At 67.1% G+C, this 13,334-nt stretch carries 11 protein-coding genes; 5 read left to right on the forward strand and 6 right to left on the reverse strand.

Annotated features, from left to right (window positions below; all coding sequences use genetic code 11):
- Positions 1 to 203: 203 nt before the first annotated feature.
- From ACPA54_RS37875 to ACPA54_RS37895, 5 genes are all read right to left on the reverse strand, one after another.
- Positions 204 to 1,229: a hypothetical protein gene (locus ACPA54_RS37875; RefSeq protein WP_423536936.1), complete on the reverse strand. Its 1,026-nt coding sequence runs from the start codon at positions 1,227 to 1,229 to the stop codon at positions 204 to 206.
- 28 nt (positions 1,230 to 1,257) lie between these two features.
- Positions 1,258 to 2,433: a helix-turn-helix domain-containing protein gene (locus tag ACPA54_RS37880; protein WP_423536938.1), complete on the reverse strand. Its 1,176-nt coding sequence runs from the start codon at positions 2,431 to 2,433 to the stop codon at positions 1,258 to 1,260.
- Positions 2,414 to 3,226 carry a hypothetical protein gene (locus ACPA54_RS37885; protein WP_423536940.1) on the reverse strand — a complete coding sequence of 271 codons (813 nt, stop codon included), beginning with the start codon at positions 3,224 to 3,226 and terminating at the stop codon, positions 2,414 to 2,416. Before ACPA54_RS37885 ends, ACPA54_RS37880 begins: the two co-directional genes overlap by 20 nt.
- A gap of 1,054 nt (positions 3,227 to 4,280) precedes the next feature.
- Positions 4,281 to 4,514: a hypothetical protein gene (locus ACPA54_RS37890; RefSeq protein WP_423536941.1), complete on the reverse strand. Its 234-nt coding sequence runs from the start codon at positions 4,512 to 4,514 to the stop codon at positions 4,281 to 4,283.
- A 47-nt stretch (positions 4,515 to 4,561) separates the two neighbouring features.
- On the reverse strand, positions 4,562 to 5,122 hold the full coding sequence (locus tag ACPA54_RS37895) for a hypothetical protein (RefSeq protein ID WP_423536943.1): 561 nt from the start codon (positions 5,120 to 5,122) through the stop codon (positions 4,562 to 4,564).
- A 720-nt stretch (positions 5,123 to 5,842) separates the two neighbouring features.
- On the opposite strand from ACPA54_RS37895, the gene ACPA54_RS37900 reads away from it, so the two are divergent.
- The 5 genes from ACPA54_RS37900 (at position 5,843) to aroA (ending at position 12,198) form a co-directional block, all read left to right on the forward strand.
- Positions 5,843 to 6,847, forward strand: a complete 1,005-nt coding sequence (locus ACPA54_RS37900) for an SEC-C metal-binding domain-containing protein (protein ID WP_423536945.1) — start codon at positions 5,843 to 5,845, stop codon at positions 6,845 to 6,847.
- Between the two features lie 42 nt (positions 6,848 to 6,889).
- Entirely contained in the window at positions 6,890 to 7,258 is a 369-nt protein-coding gene (locus tag ACPA54_RS37905) for a hypothetical protein (protein WP_423536947.1), read from the forward strand.
- Between the two features lie 680 nt (positions 7,259 to 7,938).
- Positions 7,939 to 9,795, forward strand: a complete 1,857-nt coding sequence (locus ACPA54_RS37910; RefSeq protein ID WP_423536949.1) for a DUF262 domain-containing protein — start codon at positions 7,939 to 7,941, stop codon at positions 9,793 to 9,795.
- A 289-nt stretch (positions 9,796 to 10,084) separates the two neighbouring features.
- Positions 10,085 to 10,768: a maleylpyruvate isomerase family mycothiol-dependent enzyme gene (locus tag ACPA54_RS37915; protein WP_423536950.1), complete on the forward strand. Its 684-nt coding sequence runs from the start codon at positions 10,085 to 10,087 to the stop codon at positions 10,766 to 10,768.
- Between the two features lie 173 nt (positions 10,769 to 10,941).
- A complete protein-coding gene (gene aroA / locus ACPA54_RS37920) occupies positions 10,942 to 12,198 on the forward strand; it encodes a 3-phosphoshikimate 1-carboxyvinyltransferase (protein ID WP_423536952.1) in 1,257 nt (418 codons plus the stop codon).
- Positions 12,199 to 12,234: 36 nt separating this feature from the next.
- Here aroA and zapE read toward each other — a convergent pair whose 3' ends face one another.
- Complete coding sequence (gene zapE, locus ACPA54_RS37925; protein ID WP_423536954.1) at positions 12,235 to 13,296, reverse strand: cell division protein ZapE; 1,062 nt, start codon at positions 13,294 to 13,296, stop codon at positions 12,235 to 12,237.
- Between the last annotated feature and the right edge of the window lie 38 nt (positions 13,297 to 13,334).

The raw sequence follows: 13,334 nt of genomic DNA on the forward strand, positions 1-13,334 counted from the left end.
GAGGCTTCTTCTTCCCCATGCTCTCCATGATGGACATCCTCCCGAAAGGGCCGCAGCCCCTCAGCCAGGGTGTCCGTCAAAGCGAATCAAGCCCATGGGCAAGCTCAAGCCGCGCGACCGTCAGTTCGCCACGGGCGCGTGGCAACCAAGGTGGCGCCGCGACTCACCGGAGGACGAGACTCGTCGTTGGCTCCCATCTGGCGTCATAGGGCGGTGATCCAGTCCACGGCGCGACCAGCTGCCCCCAGGAACCCGTAGACCGTCCGTTGACGCTCGCGGGAATCGAGATCAGCCAGACGACCGGTTACCCGACCGCCGTGCATGAGCCGGTTTCGCTCCCGGTACATCTCTTCGATCATCGCGAATGCCGACGGATCCTCGTGCCGGAAAGACCGAGACGAAAGGTCAGCGGTTGCACGCTCATAATATTTCACGGCAAAGCTGCCACCAGATTTCTCCAGGTTCTTCTCATACGTCTTGGCTGCTGCCCCAGTCATCGCCGCAACATAGGTATGCGCTGCAGTCTCACAAGCCGAAGCCATGGAGAGAATCGCCTCGCGCAAGGAGAGGGACTGGACGGCAGTCTCAGCGTCGACGAGCAAGACGTCGTGCAGCGCAGGTTCCGCCCCACGTTTGAGGGAGGCCTCCAGACCGTCGACGGGGATCGCCCCGGTTCCGGGGCTGCGGACCGCACCTGTCGACAGGTGGCCGTTAACTCCGGCGAAGACCGGCAGGCCCGAGCCCGTGTCGGCGTCGAAGACGGACACCGTCCATGGCGATAGCAGGTAGAAGCGGCCGTCCTCGGGCCGCCAGGCCCGTTTCAGCCGGGGCATCCATGCAACTCGGCCAGCACTTCGGAGATGCTCGACCAGGACGTTGGCTGCGTCAACGCCCCGGTCCTGTGTCCGTTCGAAGTCGAAGTGCAGCGTGTCGCCGACAGCGCTCTCGTGCTCCCACCGAAGGATTACCTGGATTCGGTCGACCACCGTGTCAGCGATCCGCCGGCTGATCGCGCCCCCAGCCACCCCGAATGGCGCAATGGACAGCGCCGCACCGGCCAGGCTGCGGTCAATCTCGTTTGGGAAGAGGGCTTGCGAGGCTGGGTCCCACGGGCGAACGTCCGCGCTAAACCCGTCAGCCTGGAGACTGACCCCGCCCCAAGACGCCCAACTCGGATCACGCGGAAGCACGGCGTCGAAGTAGAACTGCATCACTGCGGCAATGCGCATAGCACCCCCTGCGCTGCATAGAACGTTCCTATCGGACCAAATGCAATACCGGCCGCTGATCCGGCACGCCCAGGAGCTCGCGGACTCGCTCGGGCTTCCAGCACAGTTCGCGGGCCAGACTCTCGACAGTCAGGCCAGTCTCCGTGGCAGCCAGTTCAAACGCTTGAGAAAGCAGAACGGGCTGTTCGCCCGGGAATCCGCTGACCGGCTCAGGTGCGAATCCGGGTTGCTCCGCCAGCACTCTCAGCTTCTGGTACGCGCGACTTGCAGTCGCGTCCGAGAACAGTCCGACTTCCCGGCATCGGTAGACGAGTGAATGAACAGAGACGCCCCAGATCTCGCGAAGCTCGGCCAGACGGGCGAGATCCATGCGACTCGGCAACGCGGGGAGAATGCTGGATTTCGGGGTGAGGAACTCCGCAGCGAATGCGTCGGCTTCACGCTCTTGCCGGCTATCACCAGTGGCCTCGCTGTGCAGCAGCAGGTGCCCGAGTTCGTGTGCGGCCGTAAATCGATGCCGATACACATCATCGGCACGATTGTGTGTGAGGACCACCAGTGGCCGTGTCAACCGCGAGGAGAACGCGTCAACAGTCGCCGCAGCGGAGTCAGCGCGCGGGGGAAGCACTACGACGATCCCATGCGACTCCATGCGTCGAGTCAGGTGGGTAACCGGTCCATCACCGAGGCCCCAGAGTTTCCTCAACTCACGTGCTGCAGCCACTGGTTCGTCGGGAACCACCAACCCAGGGTGGACTTCGCCACCGGCAAACCCAGGGACATCAACGTACGGCAGCCGAACTCGCCTCTCCAGCGCGTTCGTCAACTCCCAAACCTGTTCAGCGAAAGCCGCCGCCTTCTCGCGCATGGCTTTCGGTGTACTCCGCAGGCTCCGGAAGTAGGTCATCGACGCGTCGAGACGACTGCTAGGCCGCCCGGCCATAAAAAACGCGATCGGGGCGTCCAGCACTTGGGAAAGCCTCGAGATCAGCTCCGGCCGCGGGCGCGCCACGCCCGTCTCATACTGTCCCACCGCAGCCGGGGTGACTCCGACACGCTCGGCGAGTTCCTTCTTCGTCAACTCCGACAAGCGTCGGGCTTGAGTGAGCCGAGACGGGTCGAACACCTCGCTGACAAGCCGCGGAGTGATGTCCCCGTCCTCCATCCCCAACAGCAGTTGCTGATCAGTGCCTGTCGTCTTCATCAGTCTGGGGCTCGTTCGGCTCGGGCTCAGTCGGCGGCGGAACGTCGAGGACACGCTCTTCCTTCGACCGGGCGGACAAGGTGATCGAGGGCTGGTCGCCCTCACTGAACCGGCGGTGCTCACTGGGGTCCTCGACACTGGCGAGCATGCGCCTGGTGACCGGCGCCGCCGGCATGGGCAGGGGCTCGGGCTGGTGAACCCATTCCAGCCCGCCGTCGCCGTCACGGAGGGCAGCGACACCCCAGTAGGGATCCAGCAGCCCGTCAGCGTTACAGGCGTAAGGAACCAGGACGAGCCGGGTATCGGGCGGCACGATTCCTGCCCACGGGTCGACATCCGTCGCCGCCATCCGCGCCGGCTGCGCGAGCTCGGAACCGAACAGGTCGTCTTGGACCGCAATCGGCTTGGACGGCTCAGGCGCGAGACGGAAAAGCTCGCGAATCACCTCGGTCACGTTCGGGATCCGGGCTGCCCGAACGTCGGCATGCCGCTTCGCATAGCGGAACGGCAGCAGCAACCCGCGTTCCACCAGGACGAGGCGAAACCGGAAGTTCTTCGGCTTGATCAACCGCGCGCCGTCCAGGGAACCTACGTGTTCTTCCAGCCGGAAGTACGAGTTCGTCCAGCGCGAGCTGCCGTACGTGTCCGTGCTGGGGGTGTCTGCATCTCTCTGGGCTGCCTCGGCGTTGGCTTGCATCTCCTGAAGCGCCAGCCCAAGTCGGGATCGGACGATCTCAGCCCTGTTCCTAAAGATGTCCTCGCTCCAAGGCGAGAGAGGGATGTCCACGGTCACCGGTCCTCCGGGCTCGACGCTTCATTGCGGCGGTGCCCGCCAGTTGTATCACTTTAGTTTTTCTCAAGCAACTTTCATCATGGCTTCATCGGCTGACGCGGAGGGGGCATCTGCATCAGGCTCGCTGACTGGCCGAGTGCCCGGTCGCGCATAGACCACGTTGGTGCAGGCAACGCAGCCACGAATCGACGGGGATAGGGACATGGCTGCCGCCGAGCCATCGAGCCGGAGGCCAGGGGCAGCCGTGCTCAGTCCAGCTGAGCGAGTCCGGCCAGTTCTTAGGCCAGTGCTCGGTCGCGCGCTTCGACTGCGCGCATGCGAGCAGCGCGCCAGTGGTCGCACTGGCGGGCCGCTCCGCCTGTTGCCGCAAGGCCCGCACATGAGCAGGTTGCCCGGTGGCCTGGCCATTCCGCCCCAACCTCCGTACACCGATGATGCTGCCGGTGCCTGTGCAGGGTAGGAGTTGGCACCGACACGGGCAGGGCTGCTCCGGCAAGCTGTCGCCACCCTTCAGCCTCGCCGCCGCCGTCACGAAGGGCTGGTGACGTGAGTGCCGTCGACACGTTCCGCCCGCGGAACTGCAACCATCCCGCACGGATCCTGGTTGCAGTTCTGGTTGCATTCGCGGACGTACGGAGACGTTCACCGGGCAGCCCCTCGTACGCTCGGCTGCAGGTCAGAACGTTGGCGAGGCCCGGCGAACGCAGGTGCGGTCCATTGGAAAGCGTGTCGGCGGCAACCCCTCACGAGTTCGAATCTCGCATCCTCCGCCAGCCTAAACAGGCGAAACGTCGGCCCCGACCGCTGCTGCGGTCAGGGCCGACGTCGGCTTGGTCTCAGCCTTGGTCTGGGTTCCCGAACTGTCGCCGACTCGCGTTGCCCTTCCGCCGACGTGCTCGCAGTCGTTCGGCAACCACCACAGCCGTACGTCATGAAGCACGGGTGGAATTGGCGGTCACTCTCGTCCCCGCAGCCGACTGCACCCAGCGTGGACCGGGTCTGTCCCGAACCCGGTCCTGAGGACGCGGGGGCAGGCCCATAACGTGACTCCAGGTCAGCGGCCGCGACGTCGCCGATCCCGAGGAACAGAAGGCGCCTGGCTGCCCGCCATCAGCTCATGCGTGACATCGGGGATGTCATCGGCCCGAGCCCGTTCGAGGGCAACGCGTCCAAGGACAACGGCCTTCTTGGCATCGATGAGCTTCTTTGCGATGACAACCGCTGCCCAAATACACACCACGGGGACGAACGCCCAGGGCGGAAGCAAGGCCAGACTCGAGATGGACATGACGGCTCCACACCGCGGACCGGTCGCGGAAGCAGGAAAGCCGGTTTCTACGCCGCTAGTTCGTATGCGGACACGGATGCGCCGGTCATCGCCATCACGGTCCGCGCCATGCCGGCTGCAGGCGGAGCGTGTCGGGTCGCGGCACCGGTGAGTGGCCCCGTACGAAACAACAGCGGCGGGCAGGCCTGACACCGTACCCGCAGCACGGCATCTGTACCGCGAGAAACCCAGCGAGGGAGGAAAGTACCTAGGAACGCGCGGACGATCCGCCGTTCCGACATCGGCATGCGGGCGAGACGCTCTCTGACGTCGGCGCGCACCCGGGCCGCGAGCATGGCCGCGACCAATGCTTCGGTTTTCCCCCGCAGCTGAGGATGGCGCAGCGGCTGGTCCACCCAGTCGGCACGCTTGCACTCCACGACCATGACGCCGTGTTCGCCGAACACGTACGCGTCGCCGATCGAGCCTGCGGCGTCGGCCATTGCCGAGAGGGAGGCATCTAGCTGCCCAACAGCTTCCTGAACCGCCCTGGCGTCGAACCGCGCAGCCGACTTGACGGCGACGGACCAGCCATCGGCCATCAAGGAGTCGCGGGCGCCGTCCAACACCTCCCAGGCAATCTGCCTGGCTCGCGCCCGTAAGTCGTCGGCGCTAGGAGGCCTACCTGACCGAGGTTCGTACGGGGCAAGTGCGAGAACACGCCGGACCACGTCCCAGTGGTGTCGTCCGTCGTGGTGGGCATCGAAGTCGCGGTCGAGGGCCGTTGGCGGAAGTCCAACACCGCGGTATGTAGTCCATCCGGCGGTAGGCAAGAAGCGGGTGCTCTGCGCGTCCACGCCCCTACCTCCCCATCTGCGGCCCACCGCGAATGCGGTCCATGATGCCAAAACTTGTCGGGTGCCGCCGGGGTACCCGTGAAGGGTGTCCCCGCAATAGTTGGTGCCGACGCTTCCCACCCGCCGACAGCGCCGGAGCCGCACCGCGCACACGACGGCCGGAGATGCATCGATGTGAGGGCAGAGCAGTTCGAAGATCCGAAGGTGATCGCCCAGGGCTCGGACCGCAATTCGCGGCCCAAGCCTGAGACGTGCGGCCGCCACACAGCTGGCTGGAGTCCCCCGGCCCGCACAATGCGGGCAGCCAGGGCTACTTCCAGGCGGCTTCGGTTGGAGGGGCGATCACCGCACTCGCCTGTCGCACGCACTGACCCGACGGTCCGCGGAGCGAAGCATGACTCGCATCGGAACCGTTCCTTGGTCTCCCTCACTCCTGCCGCAAGCCACCCATATGCTCGCTACAGGTCCGCAGAAGATCACCAGGGGGCAAGTGTGAAACCGGGCGACATCACCATCCCTCAGCGGCTGGGGCACCTCAATCGCGACCCTCGCGGGTATCCGGTGATCGCTACGGTCCACCGGGACGATGACGGCGTTGACTTCGGCTCGATCGACGAACGGCGGAAGCTGGTCCTCGCAACCTTTGACTGGTGCGCCGTCTGCGGTTTGCCGTTCCGCGACGAGGCGCGGTGGCAGTTCCTGCTGCACGTGCCCGAAGGAACCAGTGCCCAGACCTTCTGGAGCGGTGAGGCTCCAGTGCACGAGATATGCGGGGTCTACGCCGCGCAAACCTGCCCGTTCCTCTCGTCTCCCGGCGCGCGCCTGGGTGACGACGGCCGCCGTGGCCAGCGCCGACCAGCGAACGTGCTCGCCGCTGGCTACGCAAGCACGGAGGCCGTTGAGATCAGGCCTTCTGGGCTTCAGGAGGACATGTACGTCGTGCACTTCGTCCACAAGTCAGCTGTAGACCAGGTCACATACTCTGACCGCGACGAGCTCCATGATCGATACCAGGAGCTTCTCACTGCAGAGAGACCCGTCGACGTCTCGCGCGGCGAGAGGACACTGGTAGATCGCTTCAACGCCATCAGCGCCCCGGCAGGCGAGGATAACCCCGGAGACACGATCGTCGGTGCTGCCGTCATGGCAGGCGCAGGCTATGCCCGTAACGCCTTCCGCCTGCGAGGAATGAAGGGTTTCCAGGAGTCGTCGTACGCAACCATCGCAGCGTGGTTTCTCACTGACGATGGGCTCCGAGACGCGGCACAGACCTTCCGCGATAAATCTGGTCGAGCAGCCGCCGAATGGCTACTCGAACAGGGCGAAGCCCTTCCACCAGCCCTATCTCGCTGGCGTGAGCGCGGCCGGCAGCAGACCACGGGCCGTTCAACGCCCAAGACCAAGCCGCAGGGACCTGGACGTTCCGTCCCGAAGAACGCCGCGTGCCCCTGCGGCTCTGGCCGCAAGGCCGGCAGATGCCACCCGGCAGGGCTGTGAGGCGCTGACGGCCACAGCGCAGAGGCGGGGAGGCTCGGGCGTTTGCGCCCGGACACGGCCGCCAAACGCTGTGGGCCGTTCACAGTCGATGAATCGACCTCGCTGTGGGCGCAAGTCAGCCAATACTGGGGCATGCCCTCATCACTGCCTGAAGAGATCACCGCCACGGCCGACGCCATATCGATCATGCACACCGGCACCGTCGAAGCTGAGTACGCCAAGGCCGCGCACGAAGCCATGGCCAGCCTCTGCTCGGGGGCTGGGCATGCCCTGCTCTATGCCCCTGACGAGATCCGCAAGCTGGTCGAGCAGGCAATCGAGGTCGGGTACGCGGCAGCCTTGAAGGACGTCGCGGCCGGACGCTTCGATGACGAAGTACGGCAGTGGCGTCCGGGCCTGTGCGAGCAGTGAAGCCCAACGCATAGGCGCTCCGCCCATGCGGCCGTGGTCTCAATCCTGGTCTCAGTTCTGGTCTCGTTCACCGGTGTACGCGGGGGTCTGGAGGGGTGGGGCGTAGCTGCTCTACCGCAGGTCAGGACGTCGGCGAAGGCCGCCGAACCGGCGGACGATCAATTGGAAAGCGTGTTGGGGGCAACCCCTCACGAGTTCGAATCTCGTATCCTCCGCCAGATGCGGCCTGACCTGCGGAAACGCAGGTCGGGCCGTTTCTCGTTGGGACAGCGGCTCTCCGTCCCCACCCGCTGGTCAAGACGCTGGGCGGCCGGGACTCGACTGGCGGCGGGCCCCAGAGAGTCCTCCGGTGGCCCGTTGCCGCTTCGTACTGCCAACAGGCGTGGCAGGCCCTGCCGCGCTTCCGAACCGATTCTTCCGCCGGCACGGCAGTCGTCGAACTCCTCGGGAAACAGGGAGAAAACGTCCAACTGCCTGATGACACGGGGCCCGCAGGGGAGACTCGTGGCGGCGGCCGTCTCCTCGACCTTCACGACCCGGTGGCTCGAACCGTGCGGGGCCGTCCGCCGTCACTCGGACAGACCGGCAGGACCTCGTGGTGATCTCGCGCGAGCCGGGGGCCTTGGGCTGAGCTGTTCCGCCGGTTGGCCGCTCGATGAGCGCAACGGAGAGGGATCGCGATGACTGAGCTCGATCGCACGATCGACGGTGTTGCCAAGACGGTTGCCGAAGTCCTGGAGAAGAAGAAGTACTCGATCGACTACTACCAGCGCGAGTACAAGTGGGAGTCCAAGCAGATCGCCGAGCTGGTCGCCGACCTCACGGCGAAGTTCCTCGCCCTCCACGAATCCGATCATGCCCGCAAGGACGTCGCGAAGTACCCCGGCTACTACCTCGGATCGATCGTCATATCGCAGAAGGGGAGCCAGCCCTTCGTCGTCGACGGGCAGCAACGGCTCACCAGCCTCACGCTGTTCCTGACCTTCCTGCGGCGCCTTCAGGAGGGACGCGAGGACGTCGTCAACATCGACGAACTCATCTACTCCGAGAAGTTCGGTGAGAAGTCGTTCAACCTCGACGTCGCCGATCGCAACGCCTGCATGGAGGCCTTGTTCGAGACCGGTGAGTACGAACCGCCCGTGGAAGCAACGGAGTCGGTGCACGCGCTGGTCGACCGGTACGCCGAACTTGAGGGACTGTTCCCCGAGGAGTTGAAAGGAGACGCGCTTCCGTTCTTCATCGACTGGCTGAAGGACCGCGTCCAGCTCGTCCAGATCACCGCTTACAACGACGACGACGCCTACGCCATCTTCGAAACGATGAACGACCGCGGCCTGAAGCTCACCCCGGCCGACATGCTCAAGGGATACCTGCTCGCCAACATGGCGGTCGGCGAACCCAGAACGCAGGCGAACGACAGGTGGAGGACGAGCCTTCGCAACCTCGACGAGCGGGCGGAGGACGCCGGCTCGGACTTCCTCAAGACCTGGTTGAGGAGCCAGTACTCCGCCAAGATCCGGGAACGCCGGAAGGGCGCTGGGCCGGAAGACTGGGACCGGATCGGCACCGAGTTCCACCGGTGGCTGCGCGGGGCGCGTGACAGCGTCGGCCTCAAGACGCCCGAGGACTACCGCCGGTTCGTCGTCCGCGACCTCGACTTCTACAGCCGCCAGTATCTGCGCATCCTCGACGCGTCCACCGGCCCCTTTCAACCGGACAGCCCGTTGCGCTTCATCCGTTTCAATGCCGACCTCGGCTTCACCCTCCAGAACCAGCTGCTGCTGGCGCCGCTGCGGGTGGACGACAGCGCGGCCGCGATCGACAAGAAGCTGGAGCTGGTCGGCCGGTTCACCGACATCCTGCTTGCTCGGCGCATCTGGAACTTCCGCGCGACCGCGTACTCGACGATGCAGTACGCGATGTTCACGGTGATGCGCGGCATCAGGGGTCTTGACGAGGGCGACCTCGCCGCATTCCTGCGCAAATACCTGGACAACATGGACGAGTCGTTCGACTTCGACGGCCTCCACGTCCACCAGCAGAACCGCAGCCAGCTCCACAAGATCCTCGCTCGGCTCACCGACCACATCACCGTGCAGTCCGGCCAGGCCTCGAACTACATCGAGCTGACCAATGGCGCGAAGGTGAAGTACGAGGTCGAGCACATCTGGGCTGATCACTACGAGCGGCACGCGGAGGAATTCACCCACGAGGCCGAATTCGCTCGGCACCGCAACCGCGTGGGCGGCCTGCTGCTCCTGCCGAAGCAGTTCAACGCGAGCTACCAGGACGAGACGTACGCCCAGAAGCGCCCGAGGTACTACAGCCAGAACCTGCTCGCGGCCAGCCTCGATCCCCAGTCCTATGAAAAGAACCCGGGCTTCCTGGCCCTCCTCAAGAGTTCGGGTCTGCAGTTCCACGCCCACGAGGAGTTCAAGGCTGCGGACATCCTCGAACGCGGAGGCCTTTACCGGGAGATCGCCAAGCAGGTCTGGAACCCTGATGATCTGCGCCCGGTCGCGGAGGGGGCCGCATGAGAGCCGGTCTCGGCCAAGGCCACGCTCAGCAGCCCGGCTCGCTTTGCGGAACACCTGCCGTTGGGTCCGCACGTCGCGTTCGTCGTGGTCGAGCAGATCGCGGCCGTTCGCGTCCATGGACGAGCGCCAACCGGCTCGGGCGTCGGCGGCGATGGCGCACAGGCAGGTGCCCCGTGCTGATTCGTCGTCGACGCGCCACCGTTCGTCGGCAGTCATGCGCGCCAGGGCGTCGGAGAGTTCCGGGTGTCCGGTACGACTCGCGGCCACCGGTCTGACTACCGTTCCGCGTATGCGGCGTCATGAGGTTGTGGGGGCGTTCACTGCGGAGGCCGAGCGGCTTTCGGCGGGAGTGCGCGGGCTCGGGGACGAGGCGTGGTCGCGGCCGACGGTGTGTGTGCCGTGGACCGTGCGGGAGTTGCTGGGGCATGTGACGGTCGTCGTCGGCTGGTTACCGGGCATGGTGGCGGGTGAGGCGCCGGCGCGGGCGACCGTCTCGGCTGTGGACTACTACCGGGGCGACGGACGGTTTTCGCCGGAGAGCAACGACCGGCGTATCGGACTGGCCCGTGAGCGTGCGGCGCAGGTAACCGAAGGAGGCGACCTCGCAAGCGAGTTCGACGAGGTGTGGCGGCTCGCGGCGCGGCTGTGCGCGGCGGAGCCGGACGATCGGGTGGTGCGTACGCGCCACGGTGATCCGATGCTGCTGACCGACTTCCTGGTCACGCGGGTCGTCGAGGTCGCCGTGCATGGGCTGGACCTTGCCGCGGCCGTCGGGCGGGAGCCGTGGTTGTCCGCGTCCGCCGGTGATCTCCTCGCCCGATTGCTCCTGGGACAAGGGGGGTTGGCGGAGGTGGACGTATTGGGCTGGGATCGGGTGACGTTCCTCCGCAAGGCCACCGGCCGCGAGCCGTTGACCGGAGCGGAGTCCGCCGAGGTGGAACGCGCGGGCATTCGCTGGTTGTCGCTGGGCTGAGGCCGCGGCCGGGGCTGAACCCGAACTCCCCTGGACGCAAAAGCCGGTGACACGGCCCGACGATAATCGCGTGTCCGGCCCCCGCCGGCCCTGACAGGATCGGCGGCGAACCAGAGCGTCCGGCGAGCTCCGCGCGCTGTCGGATGCTGACGCCTTCGCCGTAATGGAGCACTGTGGCCGTAGTCCGCGTTCCCGGGTCGAAGTCCACCACGGCGCGTGCGCTGTTCCTGAGCGCATGTGCGGACGGCCGTTCCACACTCGGGTATCCGCTGGTCTCCGATGACACCGAGGCGTTCGCCGACAGGCTCGGTGCGCTGGGTTTCGGGGTCCGCCGGTCGGCGGACGAGTGGTCGGTCGACGGGAGTGCGTCCGGGCCGCCCGCGGGCGAGGCCGACGTCTACTGCCGCGACTCCGGGACCACCGCGCGGTTCCTTCCGGCGTTGGCCGCCGCGGGGCGCGGGACGTACCGGTTCGATGCCTCCGCGCAGATGCGCCGACGCCCGGTCGGCCCGGTGGTGGAGGCATTGCGGGCCCTGGGCGCACGCGTGCGGTACCTGGGGGCGGAAGGGCATCTGCCGATCGAGGTGGCCTCGGACGGCCTTGAGGGCGGCACGGTCGGCATGGACGCGGGCCTGTCGTCCCAGTTCCTGACCGCGTTGCTCATGGTCGGCCCGCTGACGCGCCGCGGCCTGCGGATCGAGATCACCGACCTGGTGTCCGAGCCCTATGTGGAGATGACGCTGGCGCTCATGCGCGAGTTCGGGGCGGTCGTGCGGCGCGACGGCATGCGGTTCGACGTCGAGCCGACGGGCTATCGGGCGCGGGAGCACGCCGTCGAGCCGGATGCGTCGACGAGCAGCTACTTCTTCGCCGCGGCCGCGTTGACCGGGCAGCGCGTGACCGTGCCCGGCCTCGGCACCGAATCGCTGCAAGGCGACATCAAGTTCGCCGAGGTGCTGCGCGCGATGGGCGCCGACGTCGAGATCGGCCGGGACGTGGTGACGGTGGCGGGCACCGGCCGGCTGCGCGGCATCGACGTCAACATGCGCGACATCTCCGACACGATGCCCACACTGGCCGCGATCGCGCCGTTCGCGGACGGGCCGGTACGCATCACGGACGTCCACAACACCCGGGTCAAGGAATGCGACCGGCTGGACGCCTGCGCCGAGAACCTGCGGCGGCTCGGCGTCCCGGTGGCCGAAGGCCGCGACTGGATCGAGATCGCCCCGGCCGCGCCGCGTCCGGCGGTGATCGCCTGCCGCGACGACCACCGCATCGCCATGAGCTTCAGCGTGACCGCGATCCGCGCACCGGGGCTGGAGTTGGACAACCCGGGGTGCGTGCGCAAGACGTTCCCGGAATTCCACGACGCGCTGGCGGGCCTGCGTGCGCGATGGGGTGCGGACGTCGGCGACGGCAACCGGTAGCGGCGGTTCCGACGACCGGCCGCGGCACGCGGGGCGTCAGCCGGTCGCCTGAAGTTGGGCAAGGCGGCTCGCCGTCCGGAAGTGGTCCGGTGGCACGGCGGCGCCGGCCGGAGGCCGGCCGGGGTTGTCGGGCCCGGCGAGGAACAGGCGTATGTCCCGGTCGTACGCGATGTCGACGACCGAGCCGAGGCGTTGGCGGCCGTCGGCGCTGCAGTCCTGCCAGGCGGGAACGGCGTCCACGACCCACGTGTCGAAGCGTTCGGCGAGGACGACGTAGTCGGCGGTCGACGTCGTGGTCTCGCACAACTGCGGGTAGTCGATCCACAAGGTGCCGTCCTGGATGGCACGTGCGGTCAGGGTGCGCCGGTTGACGAGCAGCGGGGCGGCGGATCCGGGGCGTGGGGCGGTGAGGCCGTACGCGCCAGGCCACCCCGCGGCGGCCGCGGTGATCAGCGCTCCGGCACGGAACCCGGAGCGCGGGGGCGGTCCTTGGCGCAACGTCCGGTAGTCGCGCGGGCCCGCGACCTCGACGACGTCGAGGCGGTCCTCGACGAGCCGGATCGCGGGTTCGAACACATGGTGGTGGAGCGGGTTCGGCAGCAGGCCGTCCGGCGGGTAGTTGGACGTCGCGACGAGCGTGGTGCGGCGTTCGAACAGCTCCCGTAGCAGTCGGGTCACCAGCATGGCGTCGCCGGGGTCGTGCACGTGGAACTCGTCGAAGCACACCACTGCCGCCCGCCCGACCAGTTCGGACATCGCGGTGTCGATCGCGCCGGCCTCGTCGCGGTGCGCGAAGACCGCGTCCTGCAGGCGACGGAAGAAGTCGTGGAAGTGCACGCGATACGCCGTCCCGGGCGGCAGCGCGCGGTACCAGGTGTCGGTGATCCAGCTCTTCCCCCGCCCGGGCGGCCCCCACAGATACACCCCACGCACCGAATCCCGCCGCCGTCGCCCCCGCGGGCCCAGCTCCGCGGCCAGCACCCCCAGCCGCTCGGCCGCGACCCGCTGGGCCGCGTCGAGGACAAAGCCGCTCTCCGCCGCGGCCCGCTCGACTGCCGACGGCGCGTCGGTCCTGGTAGGTCCGCCCTTGTGCCACATGACCAGCGAAGCTACTGAAGGCCTCGGCCGTGGACGCG

Source organism: Uniformispora flossi (genome assembly GCF_049534875.1).
Classification (GTDB): Bacteria; Actinomycetota; Actinomycetes; order Streptomycetales; family Streptomycetaceae; genus Yinghuangia; species Yinghuangia aomiensis.